Below are 20,163 nucleotides of genomic sequence, written 5' to 3'. Positions count from 1 at the left end.
ATGGCACCGATCGATCTCGGTACGTATGTGAAGGGTGTGCTCGACGGGAAGCGGGCGATCGTGGCCCGCGCGATCACTCTCGTCGAGTCCACCCGGCCGCAACACCGGGCGCTGGCACAGGAGTTGCTCACCGAGCTGCTCCCGCACAGCGGCCGGGCGCGGCGGATCGGCATCAGCGGGGTGCCGGGTGTCGGCAAGTCGACGTTCATCGACGCGTTCGGCACGATGCTGACCTCGCTGGGACATCGCGTGGCCGTCCTCGCCGTGGACCCGTCGTCCACGCGCACCGGCGGCTCGATCCTGGGCGACAAGACCAGGATGGAGCGGCTGGCGGTGGACCCGGCGGCCTTCGTCCGCCCCTCCCCCAGCGCGGGCACGCTGGGCGGGGTCGCGAAGGCCACTCGGGAGTCCATGGTCGTGATGGAGGCCGCCGGCTACGACGTGATCCTGGTCGAGACCGTCGGCGTCGGCCAGTCGGAGACGACGGTCGCGGAGATGGTCGACTCCTTCCTCCTGCTGACCCTGGCCCGCACCGGCGACCAGTTGCAGGGCATCAAGAAGGGTGTCCTGGAACTGGCCGACGTGATCGCCGTCAACAAGGCGGACGGCCCGCACGAGCGGGACGCGAGGGCCGCCGCCCGTGAACTGGCGGGCGCGCTGCGGCTGATGCACGGCAAGGAGGCGTTCTGGACTCCGCCGGTGCTGCACTGCAGCGCCCGGGAGTCGACGGGGCTGGACACGGTCTGGGAACGGCTGGAGCAGCACCGCACCCTCCTCGACTCCACCGGCAGGCTCAGCGCCAAGCGGCGCGACCAGCAGGTCGGCTGGACCTGGGCGATGGTCCGCGACGAACTCCTCGGCCGCCTGCACGCCTCCCCCGCGGTCCGCGAAGCCGCCCCACTCCTCGAACAGCAGGTCAGGGCCGGCGAGTTGACGGCGACACTGGCGGCGGAGCGAATCCTGAGGGCCTTCGAGGGCCGACCTGTCCCGGACCCCGCCGAGTAACACAGCGGCCGGGCCGCTGCCGGCAGGGATCGCTGCCCACCGGCGTGGCTGTCGGCCGCAGGCCGCCGCCGACTGGAGGGGCCGCCCAACCCGGACCGCGGTCGGGCGAACGCCGCCGCCAGCTGGAATGGCCGCCGGCGGGCAGGGGCTACCCGACCGGAATCACCGCCGACCGGGCACGCCGCCCGCCGCAGGAGCCGCCCGACCAGGGCGCCCTCGCCCAAGGACGACGAGTCCCGGACCCCGCCGGACACACCCGGCGGGATCACTGCCGGCTGCGGTGACTGCCGGCGGGGGCTGCGGCGCCGGGGGCACGCCCGCCCCGGATCGCGGTCGGGCGAAGGTCGCCGCCTGCTGGGATGGCCGCCGGCGGGCAGGGGTTACCCGACCGGAATCACCGCCGACCGGGCACGCCGCCGTCCACAGGAGCCGCCCGACCAGGGGCGCCTTCGACCAAGGACGACCAGTCCCGGACCCCGCCGAATGACACACCCGGCGGGGTCACTGCCGGCGGGGGCTGCGGCGCCGGGGCACGCCCGACCGGAGGCGCGGTCGGACGAAGGCCGCCGCCAGCTGGAATGGCCGCCGGCGGGCAGGGGGCTACCCGACCGGGCACGCCGCCGTCCGCGGGAGCCGCCCGACCAGGGGGCCCTCGACCGGGGGTCACCGTCCAGCCGGATCGCCGCTGTCCGGGTCCGCCGTCGGCCGGAGGGGGCGGGTGGCTGTGACAGGGCTGTGACTGGAGGAGTGGCTTCCGTCACTGTCTGGGTGGTCGGGTCCTGATCGACTCGCTGGATGCGCAGATCCCAGACCGGCCGGACCGCGGCAGGCACCCTTGCCGCGGCGGCCGTCCTCGCCGTCGCCGGGTGCGGCTCCCCGCAGGCCGACCCGCGCGGCCCCGGCGTCGTGAGCCCCGGGACCCGGTGTCTCTCCGACATGCCGCGATACGGAGGCGAGCCGACCACACCGTCGACCGCCACCGCCGCTCCGCACCCGTCCGGAACACCGAGCCCGGTCCCGGCCACCGAGGGCACCGAGAAGGACGGGGTGAGGATCACCGGCATCTACGGCGGTTCGCCGGGCGCCGCCGGCACCGGCTGTGACCCGTCCGCCGCCCCGGCGGCGGAGTTCGAGGTCACCAACCACGGTGCGGCGACGATGACGTACACGATCACCTTCACGATGCAGGGGTACTCCAACATGGAGCGGGTCGTGGGCCCGGTCGGCGCCGGCCGGACCGTGCGGGGAACGGTCCCGCTGGACCGGACCCCCGGTGGCGTCGACGGCGGCACGCGCGTGAGCATCCTCAAGGTCCGCAGCGTCCCCACGGACGAGGCCCCCTCCCAGGGCGGCCCGTGCCCCGCCTCGGGCGTGCGCCTGTACATCGATCAGGGGGATGCCGCCATGGGGCTGCGCGTCGTGGGCCTGCATCTGGAGAACTGCGGCAAGACCGGTTACACGCTGAACAGCCGCCCCCGCCTGCAGATCCTCGACGCCGACCACCGCCCCGTCGACGAGGTGCGCATCGTCCCGCCGAGCGAGATCACCGTCTCCGACGGCCCGGACGGCACCGACCGCCCGCTCACCCTCGCCCCCGGCGAACGCGCCCAGGCCGGCCTGGTCTGGCGCAACACGGTGCAGGGCCCCGACGGCGGGGTCGACGCCCCCTACGTCCGCGTCTGGGCCGGGCCCGGCGCCCACCCCGTCATGGTGACCCCGGAACTCGACCTCGGCACCACCGGCAAGCTGGGCATCCACGCCTGGCAGAAGGAGCGGTGAGGGACCCCCGGAACGGCCCCGCGGCGGCCCCGCAGCGGCAGAAGCCGTGGCGAACGCCCGTGACAAAATCGGCGGGTGCAGATCGGGATGCTGGGTCCACTGGAGGTTCGCACGGACGACGGCGCCTTGGCCGACGTACCGGGCGCGCGGCTGCGCGGACTGCTGATCGCCCTCGCGCTCAGGCCTGGGCACGTGGTCCCGAAGGCGTCGCTCGTGGACTGGATCTGGGGTGAGCACCCGCCCGTCGACGCGACGAACGCCCTGCACCGCTTGGTCTCCCGGCTGCGGAAGACACTGCCGGACGGGGTGGTCGAGGGGCAGCCGGACGGCTACCGGTTGGCGGTGGAGCCCGACGACGTCGACGCGGTGCGCTTCGAACGCCTCGTCGTCGCGGGCCGGGGCCGCGCCGGGGACGATCCACGCCGGATACGGCTGCTGCGCGAGGCCGTCGGCCTGTGGCGCGGTGCGGCGCTGCAGGACGTCGGTCTGCGGGACAGTGCGACGTTCGACGCGGCGGTCGTCCGGCTGGAGGGGCTGCGCCTGACGGCCATGGAGGACCGGTTCGACGCGGAGACCGGTCTCGGCAACGGTGCGGAGCTGGTCACGGAGCTGTCCGACCTGGTGGCCGCGCACCCGGTGCGGGAGCGGCTCGTCGCCGCGCTGATGCGCGCCCTCGTCGCGGCCGGTCGCGACAGCGAGGGGCTGCTGGTGTACCAGCGGACGAGGGAGGCCCTGGCCGACACGCTGGGCGTCGACCCCTCGCCGGAGCTGTCCGCCGTGCATGTCGCGCTGCTGCGCGGCGAGTTGGGACGGCGCGAGGAGACCGCCCGCAGGACCAACCTGCGGGCCGAGCTGACCAGTTTCGTCGGCAGGGACGGCGATGTCGCCGCGGTCCGGGGGCTCATGACCGAGCACCGGCTCACCACCCTGATCGGGCCGGGCGGTTCGGGCAAGACCAGGCTGGCCACGGAGACCGCGCGCACCCTGCTCGGCGAACTGCCTGACGGGGCCTGGCTGGTGGAGCTCGCCGCCGTCGGCGCGGACGGCGACGTGACCGACGTGGCCCAGTCGACGCTCGCCGGGCTCGGCCTGCGGGACGCGCTGCTCGGCGAGGCCCCGAACGCGGAGCTGACGGACCGGCTCATCGCCGCGATCCGCGAGCGGGAGGCGCTGCTGATCCTGGACAACTGCGAGCACGTGATCGAGGCGGCGGCGGTGTTCGCGCACCGGGTGCTCGGGGAGTGCCGGCGGCTGCGGATCCTGGCCACGAGCCGGGAACCGCTCGGCATCACCGGTGAGGCGCTGTGGCTGGTCGAGCCGCTGGCTCTGCCGGAGGCGGACGCGGGCCCGGACGAGATCGAGTCCTCGCCCGCCGTCCGGCTGCTGCGGGACCGGGCCGGGGCGGTGCGCCGGGATCTCGCGGTCGACGTCCGTACGCCGGCGACGATGCTGCGCGTCTGCCGGGCGCTGGACGGGATGCCGCTGGCGATCGAACTGGCCGCGGCCCGGTTGCGCACGATGTCCGTCGACCAGCTCGCCCGCCGGCTCGACGACCGGTTCCGCCTGCTGAGCATCGGCAGCCGGACCGCGCTGCCCCGGCACAAGACGCTGCGCGCGGTGGTCGACTGGAGCTGGGAGCTGCTCACCGACGCCGAACGGACGGTGCTGCGCAGGCTCTCGGTGTTCTCCGGCGGGGCAAGCCTGGAAGCGGCCGAACGGGTCTGCGTGGGCGACGCGGTCGAGCGGGAGCAGGTGCTCGAACTGCTCACCGCGCTGACCGAGAAGTCGCTGCTGCTCGCCGAGGGCGACGGCACCCCGCGCTACCGCATGCTCGGCACGATCAAGGAGTACGCCGGGCACCGGCTCGCGGAGGCGGGGGAAGCCGAGTGGGCGCGCCACGCGCATCTGGCCCACTTCACCGAGCTCACCGAGACCGCGGAGCCGCACCTGCGCCGCGCCGAGCAACTGCACTGGCTGGCCACGCTCGACGCCGAGCACGACAACATCGGCGCGGCGATCCGCGGCGCGCTCGCGGCGGGTGAGGCACAGGCGGCGATGCGGCTGGCGGCGGCCGCGGGCTGGTACTGGTGGCTCGGCGGCCACCGGACCGAGGGCTTCGAACTGCTCACCGCCGCCGCCCGGACGCCCGGTGACGTGAGCGACGGGGTCCGGGCCACGGTGTACGCCCTCATATCGATGTTCGTGACCTCCGGTCCGGGCGACGAGCACCTGGCCGCGGAGTGGATCCACAAGGCGCACCGGTTCAGCCGGAGCAGTCGGCCCGGCCCGCACCGCCACCCGGCGCTGGGGTTCGTCGCCGCGCTGGAACGCATGCTGGAGGCGCCCGACGCGTTCCTGCCGGCGTTCGAATCACTGCTGGACGACGAGGACCCCTGGGTGCGCGCGCTGGCCCGGCTGCAGCTGGGCAAGATGCGGATCGTGCTCGGCCGGGGCGGGCGGGACGCGGACGCGTACCTGGAGACGGCGCTCGCCGAGTTCCGGGCGCTCGGCGAGCGGTTCGGGATCTCGTTCGCCCTGAGCGAGCTGGCCGAACAGAGCGCCGTGCGCGGCGAGTTCGCCGCCGCGTGCGAGCACTACGAGCAGGCGGTCGCGGTCGTCACCGAGGTCGGCACCACCGAGGACGTCATCCGGATACGGTCGCGGCAGGCGCAGCTGTACTGGCTGCTGGGCGACGAGGACGCCGGCGCGGCCGCCCTCGCCGAGGCGCAGCGGTGCGCAAAGCGGGTCACCTGGCCGGGCGCGCTGGCCGTGCTGGCCTTCTCGAAGGCGGAACTCGCCCGGTGGGGCGGCGACTTCGCGGAGGCGCGCAGGCAACTCGGCGTCGCGACGGCCGTACTGGGCGACGAGGCGGAACGGGCGAACATCCGCGCGGCGACGCACGACGTGCTCGGCTATCTCGCGGACGACCTCGGCGAGGCCCGGGCGCACCGCGCGGCGGCCTGCGAGGCGGCGTCCGAGGCCGGGCACGCGCCGCTGATCGCGCAGGTGCTCGTCGGGGTCGCGGACCTGGCACTGCGCCGTGACGAGCACGAGCAGGCCGTACGGCTGCTCGCGGCGAGCGCGGGCGTGCGCGGGCTGCAGGACCGCTCCCACCCGGACGTGACCCGGATCGAGCAGGCCGCGCGGAGCCGCCTCGGCGACGCGGGGTTCGCCGAGGCGGCTCGGGAGGGGACGCGGACCGACTGGTCCCGGCTGGCCGAGGTCACGCTCGCTTCTTGAACGTGGCGACCGCCCACCCGTACCCGACGACGGCGAGCCCGGCGCACCAGGCGACGGCCGCGATCGCGTCGCCCGTCGGCGGGTCGCCCGCCAGCAGCCCGCGCAGCGTCTCGATGACCGGGGTGAAGGGCTGGTACTCCGCGAACTGCCGCACGCCGGTCCCCATCGTGTCCGCGGGCACGAACGCGCTGCTCAGGAACGGCAGCATGATCAGCGGCACGGTGGCCAGGCCCGCGGACTCCGCGGTCTTCGCGGCGAGCCCCAGGGCGACGGTGAGCCAGCCGGCCGCGAAGCTGAGCAGCACGACCAGACCGAACACGCCGAGCCAGTCGAGGGCGCTCGCGTCCGGGGCGAACCCCATCGCGAAGGCCACGCCGACGATGGCCGCGTCGGCCACCAGACAGCGCACGGTCGTGACGACGACCTGCCCGGTCAGCACGGCACCGCGGGAGATGTCCATGACCTTGAACCGGTTGATGATGCCCTTCGTCATGTCGTCGTTCACGGACGTCGCGGTGGCCCCCAGCCCGTAGCTGACGGCCATCACGAGCATGCCGGGCGTCGCGTAGTCGACGTAGTCGTCGCCGACGCTGAACGCGCCGCCGAACACCTTGACGAACAGAAGCATGATCACGATCGGGAACAGGACCGCGTTGAACAGCACGAGCGGGTTCCGCAGGGTGTGCTTCAGATTGCGGCGCAACATGATCGCCGAGTCGGCCAGCGCCGTGGAGATGCCGCTCACTGTGCCATCGCCTCCTTGTTCGCCCGCCCGGTCAGGGCGAGGAAGACGTCATCCAGGTCGGGGGTGTGCACCGTCAGCGCCTCGGCGTGGATGCCGGAGCCTTCGAGCACGTCGAGCACGGCGCGGAGTGCGGGGATGCTGCCGTCGCTCGGGATCTGCAGGGCGAGCGCCTCGTCGTCACGCGTGACCGTGCTGAGCGCGAGGCGCTGCTCCGCGGCGTTCATCTGCTGGACGTCGTTGAACCGGAGGCGGATGTGGCCGCCGGGGACCCGGCGCTTGAGCTCCTCGGGGGTGCCCTGGGCGACCAGCCGGCCCTGGTCCAGCACCGCGATCCGGTCGGCGAGCTGATCGGCCTCCTCGAGGTACTGGGTGGTCAGGAAGATGGTGGTGCCGTCGGCCACGAGCTCGCGGACGATCTCCCACATCGTGCGCCGGCTGCGCGGGTCGAGGCCCGTCGTCGGCTCGTCCAGGAAGATGATCCGCGGGTCGCCGACCAGCGTCATCGCCAGGTCCAGCTTCCGGCGCATGCCGCCGGAGTAGGCCGACGCCGGCTTGTCCGCCGACTCCACCAGGTCGAACCGCTCCAGCAGCCCCGCGACCACCTGGTCGCCGGAGCGCACGCGCTTCAGGTCCGCCATCAGCCGCAGGTTCTCCCGGCCCGACAACAGCTCGTCCACCGCGGCGAACTGACCGGTCACGCCGATGACCGCGCGCACGTCCTTGGTCGCGGTCGCCACGTCGTGCCCGGCGACGCGCACCGTCCCCGCGTCGGCGTTCATCAACGTCGTCAGGATGTTCACCGTCGTCGTCTTGCCCGCCCCGTTGGGGCCGAGCAGGGAGAAAACCGATCCCTCGGCGACGTCGAAGTCGATGCCGTCGAGCACGACTTTGTCGCCGTATGCCTTGCGCAGCCCTGAAACTGCGATCGCCGAACTTCTCATGCCCTGACCGTCCCGGCCGGGCCTGTCACGCCCCTGTCACGCCCCTGTCATTACCACTGACACGGTCGCTGACGCGGCGCACGGCAGCGCGCGTTCAGGGCGCGGACCGGACGTCCTGGGTGCCCAGGACCATGAGCAGGGCGAGGCGTTCGGCGTCCTCGGTGCCGGGTTCGGCGGTGTAGACCATGATGCGGAGGTCGCTGCCGGCCACGGAGAGGACGTCGCAGTCGAGGGTCAGCGGGCCGACCAGTCGGTGCTCGACGGTCTTGCGGGCCGCGTCGTGCAGGCCCACCGCGCCGGTGTCCCAGAGTTCGGCGAAACGGGCGCTGTTTTCGCGGAGTTCGGCGATCAGGTCGCGCAGGCGGCGGTCGGCCGGGTAGCGCTCGGCGGCGGTACGCAGGTCGGCGACGAGTGCGGTCTCGAAGGCGGCGCGGGCCTCGGGCGTGTAGGTGACGCCGTAACCGGAGCCAAGGAAGTGCCGCCAGACGCCGTTTAGTTCGCGGCCGCGCCAGTGGGTGGAGTCGCCCATCAGGGCCGCGTACGGCGGGTTGGCGACCAGCAGGGTCCAGGTGGCGTCGTAGACCGCGACCGGGGTCCCGGCCAGCCGGTCCAGCAGCCGTTGCACGCTCGGCGGGATGAAGGCGGGCACGGTCTTCGGGCTCGGCGGGGCGAGGCCGGCCAGCCGGTAGAGGTGGTCCCGCTCGGCCGTCGAGAGGCGGAGCGCGCGCGTCAGCGCCTCCACGACCTGTGACGACGGGTTGGTGGCGCGGCCCTGCTCCAGCCGCATCACATAGTCGACCGAGATCCCGGCCAGCTGCGCCAGCTCCTCGCGGCGCAGCCCCGAGGCGCGTCTGCGGCCGCCGGAGGGCAGGCCGACGTCGCCGGGTGCGAGCCGGTCGCGCCAGCGGTGGATCGCCGCCCCGAGTTCCGCAGTCGCCGCCATGACGTCCAGTGTGCCGCGCCGCGCGCGGGCCTTCCTGGTACCGACAGTCCTAGGAAAACGCGTCTTCTGGCTGGTCACCCGGCTCCGGCCGACGCTGGGGGCATGACGAACACACTCATCACCGGAGCCAACAAGGGTCTCGGCCACGAGACCGCCCGCCGGCTGATCGCCGCGGGTCACACCGTCTACGTCGGCGCCCGCGACCCCGAGCGGGGCCGCCGCGCCGCCGAGGAGCTGGGCGCGCGCTTCGTCCGGCTGGACGTCACCGACGACGCCTCCGTCGCCGCCGCGGTCAGGACGATCGAGGCGGAGGGCGGACTGGACGTCCTGGTCAACAACGCCGGCATCGAGCCGCGCCGGCCGGACGGCGGGTTCGTCGACGCCGCCGCGACCACCGCCGACGACGTACGGACCGTGTTCGAGACGAACGTCCTCGGTGCCGTCCGGGTCCTGCACGCCTTCCTGCCGCTGCTCCGGCGCTCCGCCAACCCGGTCGTGGTCAACGTGAGCAGCGGCCTGGGATACACCCCGGCCCTGGCCGACCCGGCCGCGCCCGAGCACTTCTACCCCGGGCTCGCCTACCCGGCCTCCAAGGCCGCGCTGAACATGCTCACCGTGCAGTACGCCAAGGCGTTCGACGGGATCCGGATCAACGCCGCCGACCCCGGCTTCACCGCCACCGACCTGAACCACCACTCCGGCACCCAGACCGTCGAGGAGGGCGCCGAGGTCATCGTCCGCCTGGCCGGCATCGGCCCCGACGGGCCCACCGGCACCTTCCAGAACGCGGCCGGCGTACTGCCCTGGTGACCGCCCTGGTGACCTGGGGCCTGCCTTCCGGATCTTGCCGGGGTCGCGGGCCCTGGTGCCCGTGGGGCGCCCGTGATGCCGGTCGGCGGATGTGGCGCGAGACTGGGCAGGTGACCCGCACGCGCGGCCCACCGGCAACTCTGGAGATTCATCGTGAAGGATCTGCCCCCGCCGCCCGCTCCGACCCTGGAGCGCGCGGCCCAGGAACTCGTCGAGGCCACCGCTCCCCACCCCCGCATCTACGAGGTCCCGCCCGACCAGGGCCGTGACCTCCTCGCCGGCCTCCAGGCCGGGGAGGGCGTGGCCAAGCCGGAGATCGACGAGGAGTGGGTGACCGTCGACGCCGGCGAGTGGGGCACCGTACGGACCCGTGTCATCAGGCCCAAGGGCATCGAGGGCCCGCTGCCGGTGATCTTCTACATCCACGGCGCCGGCTGGGTCTTCGGGGACGAGAACACCCACGACCGCCTGGTGCGGGAACTGGCCGTCGGCGCGGACGCGGCCCTCGCGTTCCCGGTCTACGACCGCGCTCCCGAGGCCCGCTACCCCACCCAGATCGAGCAGAACTACGCCGTCGCCCGCTGGGTCGTGGCCGAGGGCGCCGGGCACGGGCTGGACCCCGCGCGCCTGGCCGCCTGCGGCGACTCGGTCGGCGGCAACATGGCGGCGGTGCTCGCCCAGATGGCCAAGGACCGCGGCGACGTCCGCCTCGCCGCGCAGGTGCTGCTCTACCCGGTCACCGACGCGGGCTTCGACACGCCGTCGTACCTGCAGTTCGCCGACGGCTACTACCTCACCCGGGACGGCATGCTCTGGTTCTGGGACCAGTACACGTCCGACGACTCCCAGCGCAAGGAGCGCTACGCGTCCCCCCTGCGCGCCTCCGTCGACGACCTGCGGGACCTGCCGCCCGCCCTGGTGATCACCGACGAGGCCGATGTGCTGCGCGACGAGGGCGAGGCCTACGCCGCCCGGCTGCGGGACGCCGGCGTCCCGGTCACCGCCGTCCGCGTCCTCGGCATCGTGCACGACTTCATGATGCTCGACAGCCTCCGCGACTGCCACGGCACCAACGTGGCCCGAAGCCTCGCCATCGACGCCCTCAAGGCCGCCCTGCACGGCTGACGGATCGCGTTCGGCACCGGCCGCGACCAGGCCAGGGCGTCGAACTCGGCGGGGCGGGACGCGAGTTCACTCCCGGCCCGCCCCGCCGAGGTTGCCCGGCACACGGCAGAGCGTGCCGTTCTCCGGCCTCACCGATCGGTGCGTCCCGTATCAGAGCTGGAGCGGCAGAGCGCAAATCCCAAGGCTGAGCACAAATTACACACATCCTCTCTTCATACCGGCCACGATGGTCTAGATTGACCTTGCTTCAGCTGTTCGGACATGAGGCGACCTTAATGATCTTTAGGTCCGGCGCTACGGAAAGCCAGGAGTCGCGTGCCCGGCGCCGGACGTGGGGGTGATCAATTCGTGGAGCCCGAAAGGGGCTTCGGGTGCGGGGAGCATCCGAGGTTTCGTCGACGGGTTCTCACGCACCTCGAGCGTCCCGCAGGACGTGCGAGCCGCTGCCGCCGGGGTGAGTTGTTCACGTTGCTCTGAAATCAGCCGGGAGGTCATGCGCGGGGGGCGGGGGCCTCCCGAGGGGAGGAACAGCACGGTGCGGGAGGCGGGGGCCTCCCGACGGGGGATCAGTGTTGGACGAACACGTCGTACCACTGGGGACCTGGGGGGTTCTGTGCGGCAAGGGGGACTTGTCAGCCCGTCCGCGTCTACGCGCGAACGGCTGGCGAACGAGGCGATCAGCCGGCCCGCGATCGAGTGGGAGCAGCGGTATCGCCGTACCGTGATCATCAGCGACACCGTGACCACCGCCTTCGTGGTCGCGGCGATCGGTAATTTCTTCGGGGCCCGGGACGCGGCCAACTGGCACGAGAAGTGGGGAATTCTCGCTTTCGGCACCGAGCTGCTGGTGCTGGGAGCGCTCGCGGTGAGCCGGTCGTGGGCACCGGCCGTTCTCGGCCAAGGAGCAGAGGAATTCCGCCGTCTTGGACGCTCACTGTTCATGGCGACCGTCGTACTCGCACTCGGCGGAATCGCTCTCACCTCGCGCAATATCAAACTCTGGATCTTCGTCGCGATCCCCGCGATCGCGCTGATCACCATGCCCGCGCGCTATCTGCTGCGCCTCTGGCTGCACAGACAGCGGAAGGAAGGGCGGTGCCTGAGACCGGTGCTCGCCGCCGGGAGCGTGGCCACCGTGCGCGACCTGATCACCCGGACCCGCAAGTTCCCGCACCTCGGCTGGCGGGTGGACGCGGTGTGCACGACGGGCGGTCTCGGGCTCGACGGTGACCACCTGGACGGAGTGCCGATCGTCGGCCCGCTGGCGGATGTCGCCCACCACGTCCGCCGCGACGGCTACCGCGTCGTCGCCGTCACACCGGACCCGCACTGGTCACCGGACCGGCTGCAGCGGCTGGCCTGGAACCTCGAAGGCAGCGACGCCGAGATGATCGTGGCGCCGGTGCTGATGGAGGTGGCCGGCCCACGGCTGCACGTCGACGCGGTGCTCGGGATCCCGCTGCTGCGGGTCAGCATGCCGACCTTCACCGGGGGCCGCCGGGCGGTCAAAGGGGTCGTCGACCGGCTGGGCGCAGCGATCCTGCTGCTGCTGTTCGCGCCGCTGATGGTGTTCGTCGCCCTGCTCGTCATGGCGGGGAGCCGGGGTGGGGCGTTCTACCGCCAGCGCCGGGTCGGCAAGGACGGCCGCGAGTTCACGATTCTCAAGTTCCGCACCATGGTCGCCGGGGCCGACCGGGCACGTGCCGCGCTGGCCGACCGCAACGAGGGCGCCGGGCCGCTGTTCAAGCTCCGCCGGGATCCGCGGGTGACCCGGGTGGGAGCGGTGCTGCGCCGGTACTCGATCGACGAACTCCCGCAGCTCTTCAACGTGCTGACCGGATCGATGTCGCTCGTCGGCCCGCGGCCTCCGCTGCCGGAGGAGTGCGCCGCGTACGGCCCGGACATCCGGCGGCGGCTGCTGGTCAAGCCCGGGCTCACCGGCCTGTGGCAGATCAGCGGACGCAGCGACCTGTCGTGGGAGGAGGCGGTCCGGCTGGACCTGCGGTACGTGGAGGACTGGTCGCTCGCCCTGGACACAGTGATCTTGTGGAAGACGCTGCGTGCGGTGCTCTACGGGCAGGGGGCCTACTGATGCGCGGGGGGCTGCAATCCAACGGTGCCGCCGGCACGCGGACCGCAGGCCGGGAGGGCCTGCCTGGGGGGAGGAACGGGTCATGAAGGTCAGCGTTTTCGGGCTCGGCTACGTGGGCTGTGTGTCGGCCGCGTGCCTGGCCGGCATGGGTCACGAGGTCATCGGCGTGGACGTGAACCAGGTGAAGGTCGACCTGGTCAACGACGGCAAGGCCCCGGTGGTCGAGGAGCGGATAGGCGAGCTCATCGCCGAGGTCGTGGGGACCAGGGCGCTGCGCGCCACCGGCGACGTCCGCGAGGCGATCATGGGCAGCGAGGTGTCGCTGGTCTGCGTGGGCACGCCGTCGGAGCCCAACGGCAGCCTGTGCACCACGTACTTGGAGCGGGTCACCGAGCAGATCGGCGCGGCGCTGGCCGAGCGGGGCGGGCGGCACACCGTCGTCTTCCGCAGCACCATGCTCCCGGGCACCTGCCTGAACCTGCTGGTGCCGATCCTGGAGAAGTACGTCGGCGGCACGGCCGGGGTGGACCTCGAGGTCGCGGTCAACCCGGAGTTCCTGCGCGAGGGCACGAGCGTGCGGGACTTCTTCGACCCGCCCAAGACCGTCATCGGCGAACTCGACCCGGCGAGCGGCGACACGGTGGCCGCGCTGTACGACGGCCTGCCCGGCGAGGTGTTCCGGGTGCCGATCCCGACCGCCGAGGCGATCAAGTACGCGGACAACGCGTTCCACGGCCTCAAGATCGGCTTCGCGAACGAGCTGGGCGCGGTGTGCCAGGCGCTCGGGGTGGACTCGCACCAGGTGATGGACGTGTTCCTGGCCGACCGCAAGCTGAACATCAGCCCCGCCTATCTGCGGCCCGGCTTCGCCTTCGGCGGCTCCTGCCTGCCCAAGGACCTGCGCAGCCTGGTCCACGCCGCGCAGCGGGCCGACGTGTCGGTGCCCATCCTCGCCCATGTGCTGCCCTCCAACGCCGACCACCTGCAGCGCGCGGTGGAGCTGGTCGAGCGCACCGGCAGGCGCCGGGTGGGCCTGTTCGGGCTGTCCTTCAAACCCGGCACCGACGACCTCCGCGAGAGCCCGCTGGTCGAGCTGGCGGAGCGGCTCTTCGGCAAGGGGTACGACCTCAAGATCTACGACGCCAACGTCAGCCTCTCCCGGCTGCTCGGCGCGAACCGCGAGTACATCGAGAACCGGCTGCCGCACCTCGCGCAGCTGCTCGCGAACTCCGTCGACGAGGTGCTCGAGCACGCCGAGGTGTGCCTGGTCGGGACCAGGGATCCGGACGTGCTGTCGGCGCTGCCGCACGGCGACAGCCCGGTGATCGTCGACCTCATCCGCCTTCCCGACGCCGAGGCGCGCCGGGCCGAACCGGGATACATGGGCCTTGCTTGGTGACACGACCAGCGGCGACGGGCACGGCCGGCGCGCGCTGATCCTGGTGGAGAACCTGTCGGTGCCGTTCGACCGGCGGGTGTGGCAGGAGTGCACGACGCTGCGCGACGCGGGCTGGACGGTGCACGTCATCTGTCCCCAGGGGAGCAAGCGGGACACGGAGCCGGAGGCGGAGATCGACGGGGTGCGGATCCACCGCTACCCGTTGCGCGCGGCCACCGGAGGGCCGGCCGGCTATCTCAAGGAGTACGGATCGGCGCTGTGGCACACGGCCCGGCTGGCCCGGAAGGTCGGTCCGGTCGACGTGGTCCACGCCTGCAACCCGCCCGACCTGCTGTTCCTGCCGGCTCTGTGGCTGAAGCGGCGCGGCGCGCGGTTCGTCTTCGACCAGCACGACCTGGTACCGGAGTTGTACCTCTCCCGGTTCGGCCGCGGCGAGGACCTGCTCTACCGCGCGGTGTGCGCGCTGGAGCGGCGGACCTACCGGGCCGCGGACGTCGTACTCGCCACGAACGAGAGCTACCGGGACGTCGCGGTGCGCCGAGGCGGCCGGCGGCCCGAGGACGTGTTCGTGGTGCGCAGCGCGCCCGACATCGACCGGTTCCGTCCCGTGCCGCCCGAGCCGGAGCTGAAGCGCGGCAAGCCCCATCTGCTGTGCTATCTCGGCGTCATGGGCCCGCAGGACGGGGTCGACTACGCGCTGCGGGCCCTCGCGAAGCTGCGCGAGGAGTTCGGGCGGACCGACTGGCACGCGGTGTTCGTCGGCGCCGGCGACACCTTCGACCAGATGGTGGAGCTGTCCCGGCGGCTCGGGCTCGCGGAGCAGGTGGAGTTCACCGGGCGCATCCCGGACGCCGACCTGGTGCGCTACCTGTCCACCGCGGACGTGTGCCTCTCCCCCGACCCGCACAATCCGCTCAACGACGTGTCGACCATGAACAAGGTCCTGGAGTACATGGTGATGGGCCGGCCGATCGTCTCGTTCGACCTGAAGGAGGCGCGCGTCTCCGCCGGTGACGCCGCCGTCTACGCGCCCGCCAACGACGAGGCCGAGTTCGCCAAGCTCGTCGCGCTGCTGCTGGACGATCCGGAGAAGCGGGCCCGGATGGGCGAGATCGGCCGGGAGCGGGTCAGCGGGCCGCTCTCCTGGCGGAACTCGCAGGCGTCACTGCTCGCCGCCTACGCCGCCGCCTGCCGTGACCACGCCCCGGTGTCGGCGGACGACCCGGTCCGTACAGGGAAGAGGCAGCGCAGTTGAGCGAGGACACGATACGCCTGGTCACCATCGGGCGGATATTCCGTCGGCGCTGGCGGCTTCTCGCCGTCCTCGCCGTCGTGGGCGCGCTGGTCGGCTTCGGCGCCTCGGTCGTGGTGTTCCCACCGCGTTACACGGCGTCGGCGCCGGTGCTGCTGCCGGGACTGTGGGAGGAGCGTGAGCTGCTCACCCAGGTGGACCTCGCGACCAGTTCGGCGGTGGTCGACCGCGCGGCCGACGCTCTGCACTGGTCCGGCGTCAGCAACACCGAACTGCGGGACCAGGTCAGCGCCAAGGCCGCGGACGGGAACATCATCACCATCGCCGGTACGGCCGACACCCCGAAGCGCGCACAGCAGTTGGCCGACCAGGTGGCCCGGCAATTCGTGCAGTACACCGCGCAGATCGCGGGCAGCGGCACGGACTCCGCAACCACCACGACGAACGACGCGCTGCGCAAGAAGGTCGAGGAGACCAACCGCCGCATCAGCGACCTGGCCAAGGCGGCCGACCCTGGTCAGACCGTGGAGAGCGTGCAGGCCCGCACCGCGCTCGAGAACCTGCGCACCTCGCTGGAGGGGGCCATGAAGAAGGTGGACGAGGCCAACCCGGCGACCAACAAGGCAGGCATGGTCGTCATGGGGCCCGCCGCCCCGCCGACCGGCGAAGCGGCGCCCACGAGGATCCAGCTGATCGTCGGGGGAGCGCTGCTGTTCTTCCTGCTCGCGGTCATCGGCCATCTCGTCGCCGCACGCATGAACCGCCGGCTGCGCACGGAGCCGGAGATCGCCGCGGCGCTGGGTTCGACGCTCCTGGGCACCGTCGACGTGGCCGGTGAACGGCGCGCGCACCGGCCGGAAGCCGGGGGCTCACGAGCCCGGGTCCGCCGGCTCCTCGGCGTCGACACCCCATGGAACGTACCGGCCCTGCAGAAGTCCGGCGACGAGGCCGGCAGACGGCTCCGCTACCGGCGGGTGTGTGCCCGCCTGAAGGAGCGACTGCCCTCTGCCCAGCGGCTGTTGATCGTCGTACCGGAGGGCGACGAGATCGCCCGCCGGGCCGCGGGACAGCTCGCCGCCGAGGCCAGGAGCGGTCCGGTGCTGCGGATGGTGGAGGTTTCGGTGGACCGACCGTTCGTGCCGGACCGCGAGAACGAGTCCGGCGCCCTGGTGGTCCTCAGCGCCGACAGCTGGACCGCGGAAGAGCTCACCGGCATCGCGGAGGCATGCGCGGACGGCAGGCACGAGGTCGTCGGCATCGTCGTCGCCGGCCTGGTCCAGGCCCGCCCCACGCGGTCCGCCGGCCCGCTTCCCGACGACGCCACGCTGGCGCTCGCGGTGCGCGGCCACGCAACGGGAGGTTCAGCGTGACGACAAGCACGACGTCTGAGTCGTCGGCCGCCACCCCGCTCATCGACCTGCAGGCGCTGGTGGTGGCGGTGCGCCGGCGCCGCCGCCTGTGGACGACCATGGCGCTCCTCGGCCTGCTGCTCGGCGCGGCGGTGGCCATCCTGATGCCGCCGCCGCCGACCGCGGTGACCAAGGTGCTGGTCGCGCACGCGGAGGACCAGCCGAACGACACCGGAACGCTGATACGTACCGACGTCCAGCTGCTGCAGACCACGCGGATCGCCGACAAGGCCCTGCAGTCCCTGAAGTCCCCGGAAAAACCGGAGGACTTCATGAAGGACTACCAGGGCGCCGGTCTGACCAACAATCTGCTGCAGATCACCGTGACAGGCGACAGCGACGCGCACGCGGTGGCCCGCGCCAAGGCTCTGGCCGACGCGTTCGTCGCCGACCATGTGCGGCGGATGCGGGACACCGCGCAGGCCGAGGCCAAGGCCCTGCTGGACCAGCGTGACCGCATGCGGCAGGAGCTCGCCCAGGTCAACAAGGAGATCGGAAACCGATCGCCGGACAGCGACCCGAAGGCCTCGGCGAGCATCGAGTCTCTCTTCGCCCGCCGCGCCGAACTCAACTCGCGCATCTCCGACTTCGACCAGCGCGCCGAGGACGCCCGCACCGGCACCCCCCAGGTCATCGCCGGCACGCAGATCGTGGACACGCCGCGCGCGGTGCGCCACTCCCTGCCCAAGGCCCTGGTCACCGACGCCGCGGTCGGGCTGATCCTCGGGCTCGTCCTCGGGCTTGCGCTGGCCGCGGTCGGCACGGTGGTGGCGGACCGCCCCGTGCTGCGCCGGGACATCGCCGCGAACCTGGGCGCCTCGGTCATCGCGGAGCTGCCGCGCCGCTCGGGCAAGCTGTGGCAGCGCCGACGGACCCGGGTGACCCGTGAACGGCTCACCGCGACCCTGGCCCGCACCGCGGGTGACTTGGCGGAACCGGTGTCGCTGCTGGAACTGGGCTGCGCGCGCAGCACCAGTGTGATCGCCCTGGACCTCGCCAGGGCCATGGCGGCACAGGGGCCGGTAACCGTCGTCGACGCTCTGCCCGGCACGCAGCTCGAAGGCCGCACAAAGCCGGGAGATCCGCCCGTGGTCAGCGGCGAGCGTGCCGCGACCCTGTCGCCTCAGGAGCGCCGCATTGGCGTCGGCTCGGTGGCGCCCGGCACGGCATGGACCGACCTGCGCCATCTCGGCACCCAGACCGTGCTCGTCGTGCGGGCCGGACACGGCAGCGCCGCCTGGCTGCACACCGTGGCGCGGCAGCTCGCGGACCAGCGCATCCCGGTGATCGGTGTGGTGCTGATCGACCCCGATCCGCGCGACCGCACCGACGGCACCCTGTGGGACGGGCTGCACACCGCGCTGCGCGGCCGCGCCGAACACCCGCCACGGCACAACGGCACCAACCAGCCGCGGACGGAGCGGCAGCCGATCTGGGCCGCACGCGCCCCGGGCAACGACCAGGACGGGCGGTAGCACATGTGTGGCATCGCAGGCACCTACCGCTGGCCGGACGGAAAGGTCGTGACCGACCGGCTCACCGACACCCTCGCCCACCGCGGTCCGGACGGGGCGGGCCGCTACGGCCACCCCGTCGGTGACGGCGAGGTGCACCTCGGGCACCGCCGCCTTTCCATCATCGACCTGACCGAGACCGGCGCCCAGCCGATGGTCTCCGACGGCCTCGCCCTGACGTACAACGGCGAGCTGTACAACGCGCCCGAGCTGCGCGCCGAGTTGGAGGCGGCCGGGGTGCGCTTCCGTGGCACCTCCGACACCGAGGTACTCCTTGAGGCCTGGCGGCGCTGGGGCACCGACTGTCTGCCCCGGCTGCGCGGCATGTTCGCGTTCGGCATCTTCGACGAGTGCACCGGTGAACTGGTCCTGGCCCGCGACCAGTTGGGCATCAAGCCGCTGTTCCTGCTGCGGCGCGGCGAGGGCCTGGTGTTCGCCTCCGAGCTGAAGGCGCTCGCCGCCGCGACCGGCGGCAGGCTGGAGGTGGACCACGCAGCGCTGGTGGCCTCCCTCCTCTATTACTGGGTGCCGGACTCGCGCTGCGCGTTCCGCGAGGCGGAGAAGCTGCCGCCCGGCAGCTGGCTGCGGTGCCGGCCCGACGGCCGGGTGGAGCGCGGCCGGTTCTGGGACCTGAAGGACGTCGCCGCCGAGGGCCGGGAGCGGGCCCGCGCCGGCGAGCAGCCGGACCTGGCCGCCGTCGTCGAGGAGTCGACACGAAAGCACCTGCTCTCCGACGTGCCCGTGGCGACCTTCCTGTCCGGCGGTCTCGACTCCAGCTACCTGACCGCGCTGGCGGCCCGCCACCAACCGGGCATCTCCGCCTACACGATCGGCTTCCGCGCCGAGGACGCCAAGTTCGAGGCGATGCCGGACGACCTGCGCTATGCCCGGCAGGTGGCCCAGCGGTTCGGCGTCGACCTGCACGAGATCGAGATCGCCCCGAACGTGCTCGACCTGCTTCCGGAGATGACGTACCACCTGGACGAGCCGATCGGCGACCCCGCCGCGATCAACACATTCCTGATCTGTACGGCCGCACGCGAGGCCGGGGTCAAGGTGATGCTCTCGGGAATGGGCGCCGACGAGCTGTTCGCCGGCTACCGCAAGCACCTGGCCAACCTGATCGCGCTGCGCTACCAGCGCGTCCCGCGGCCCCTGCGGCGCGGGGTGTCCGCGGCCGTGGACCGGCTGCCGGTCGCCACGTCCCGGCGGGGATACCGGTCGGTGCGCTTCGCGAAGCGGTTCCTGTCCTTCGCCGACCTGCCGGAGGAGACCGCGTTCCGGCGCAGCTACACCATGTACGACCAGGACGAGCTGCTCGCCCTGCTCGATCCGGACCTGGCCGGAACGGTCGACGACGTGCTGACCGAACACAGGGACGTCTACCAGGACAACGAGCTCGACGACTTCGTCAACCGCATGTGCCTGACCGACGCCCGGATGTTCCTGCCGGGCCTGAACCTCACGTACACCGACCGCTCCAGCATGGCCGCGTCGACCGAGGTACGGACGCCGTACGTGGACGTCGAGGTGGTCAAGGCGGCGTTCGCGATCCCCGGTGACCGCAAGATCGCCGGACGGCAGGGCAAGGCGGTCCTGAAGGCGGCGGCCACCTCGATTCTGCCCCGGGAGATCGTGTACCGGCCCAAGGGCTTGTTCAGCGCCCCGCTGCGGGCCTGGATGAGCCGGGATCTGGCACCGCTGGTGCGCGAGGTGGTCAACGACGGTGAGCTCGTCCGGTCCGGGATCCTGCGCCGCGACGCACTGAAGCGGATGGTCGCCGAGGACGCCGCCGGACAGCAGGACTTCTCCAAGCATCTGTGGCACGTACTGACGCTCGAGTACTGGTATCGCGACGCGACCTCTGGTCCGGCCAGAGCACTCGTTTGACGGCTTAGGAATTTCAGAG

14 protein-coding genes are annotated in these 20,163 nt (G+C 72.4%); 11 read left to right on the top strand and 3 right to left on the bottom strand.

Annotated features, from left to right (window positions below):
- The 3 genes from meaB (at position 1) to ABZ865_RS00230 (ending at position 6,024) form a co-directional block, all read left to right on the top strand.
- A complete protein-coding gene (gene meaB, locus ABZ865_RS00240; protein ID WP_361221848.1) occupies positions 1–1,005 on the top strand; it encodes a methylmalonyl Co-A mutase-associated GTPase MeaB in 1,005 nt (334 codons plus the stop codon).
- A gap of 795 nt (positions 1,006–1,800) precedes the next feature.
- Positions 1,801–2,784, top strand: a complete 984-nt coding sequence (locus tag ABZ865_RS00235; RefSeq protein ID WP_361221846.1) for a DUF4232 domain-containing protein — start codon at positions 1,801–1,803, stop codon at positions 2,782–2,784.
- A gap of 75 nt (positions 2,785–2,859) precedes the next feature.
- Entirely contained in the window at positions 2,860–6,024 is a 3,165-nt protein-coding gene (locus ABZ865_RS00230; protein ID WP_361221844.1) for a BTAD domain-containing putative transcriptional regulator, read from the top strand.
- Here the strand turns inward: ABZ865_RS00230 and ABZ865_RS00225 are convergent.
- From ABZ865_RS00225 to ABZ865_RS00215, 3 genes are all read right to left on the bottom strand, one after another.
- Positions 6,008–6,769, bottom strand: a complete 762-nt coding sequence (locus ABZ865_RS00225; protein WP_361221842.1) for an ABC transporter permease — start codon at positions 6,767–6,769, stop codon at positions 6,008–6,010. The genes ABZ865_RS00230 and ABZ865_RS00225 overlap by 17 nt on opposite strands.
- Positions 6,766–7,710 (bottom strand): ATP-binding cassette domain-containing protein, encoded by a 945-nt coding sequence (locus ABZ865_RS00220; protein ID WP_361221840.1) that lies wholly within the window; start codon positions 7,708–7,710, stop codon positions 6,766–6,768. The genes ABZ865_RS00225 and ABZ865_RS00220 overlap by 4 nt, the downstream gene beginning before the upstream one ends.
- A 94-nt stretch (positions 7,711–7,804) precedes the next feature.
- Positions 7,805–8,653 carry a helix-turn-helix transcriptional regulator gene (locus ABZ865_RS00215; RefSeq protein ID WP_361221838.1) on the bottom strand — a complete coding sequence of 283 codons (849 nt, stop codon included), beginning with the start codon at positions 8,651–8,653 and terminating at the stop codon, positions 7,805–7,807.
- Positions 8,654–8,755: 102 nt separating this feature from the next.
- Here ABZ865_RS00215 and ABZ865_RS00210 point away from each other — a divergent pair, with 102 nt between their 5' ends.
- The 8 genes from ABZ865_RS00210 (at position 8,756) to asnB (ending at position 20,144) form a co-directional block, all read left to right on the top strand.
- Complete coding sequence (locus ABZ865_RS00210) at positions 8,756–9,463, top strand: SDR family NAD(P)-dependent oxidoreductase (protein WP_361221836.1); 708 nt, start codon at positions 8,756–8,758, stop codon at positions 9,461–9,463.
- Positions 9,464–9,613: 150 nt separating this feature from the next.
- The gene (locus tag ABZ865_RS00205) at positions 9,614–10,588 is read left to right on the top strand and encodes an alpha/beta hydrolase (protein ID WP_361224257.1); all 975 of its coding nucleotides are present in this window, start codon (positions 9,614–9,616) and stop codon (positions 10,586–10,588) included.
- Positions 10,589–11,201: 613 nt separating this feature from the next.
- Positions 11,202–12,680, top strand: coding sequence for a sugar transferase (locus ABZ865_RS00200; protein ID WP_361221834.1), 1,479 nt, complete (start codon positions 11,202–11,204; stop codon positions 12,678–12,680).
- A gap of 82 nt (positions 12,681–12,762) precedes the next feature.
- Positions 12,763–14,079, top strand: coding sequence for a nucleotide sugar dehydrogenase (locus ABZ865_RS00195; protein WP_361221832.1), 1,317 nt, complete (start codon positions 12,763–12,765; stop codon positions 14,077–14,079).
- The gene (locus ABZ865_RS00190) at positions 14,069–15,334 is read left to right on the top strand and encodes a glycosyltransferase family 4 protein (RefSeq protein ID WP_361221830.1); all 1,266 of its coding nucleotides are present in this window, start codon (positions 14,069–14,071) and stop codon (positions 15,332–15,334) included. The genes ABZ865_RS00195 and ABZ865_RS00190 overlap by 11 nt, the downstream gene beginning before the upstream one ends.
- Positions 15,331–16,701, top strand: coding sequence for a Wzz/FepE/Etk N-terminal domain-containing protein (locus ABZ865_RS00185; protein WP_361221828.1), 1,371 nt, complete (start codon positions 15,331–15,333; stop codon positions 16,699–16,701). The genes ABZ865_RS00190 and ABZ865_RS00185 overlap by 4 nt, the downstream gene beginning before the upstream one ends.
- Positions 16,698–18,215, top strand: a complete 1,518-nt coding sequence (locus tag ABZ865_RS00180) for a Wzz/FepE/Etk N-terminal domain-containing protein (RefSeq protein ID WP_361221826.1) — start codon at positions 16,698–16,700, stop codon at positions 18,213–18,215. The genes ABZ865_RS00185 and ABZ865_RS00180 overlap by 4 nt, the downstream gene beginning before the upstream one ends.
- Positions 18,216–18,218: 3 nt before the next feature.
- Positions 18,219–20,144, top strand: coding sequence for an asparagine synthase (glutamine-hydrolyzing) (asnB, locus tag ABZ865_RS00175; RefSeq protein WP_361221824.1), 1,926 nt, complete (start codon positions 18,219–18,221; stop codon positions 20,142–20,144).
- Positions 20,145–20,163 lie beyond the last annotated feature (19 nt).

It is taken from the genome of Streptomyces sp. NPDC047085, assembly GCF_040643735.1.
GTDB lineage: Bacteria > Actinomycetota > Actinomycetes > Streptomycetales > Streptomycetaceae > Streptomyces.
Note: the sequence above shows the minus strand (reverse complement) of the source record. Positions and strands in the feature narration are given on the sequence as shown.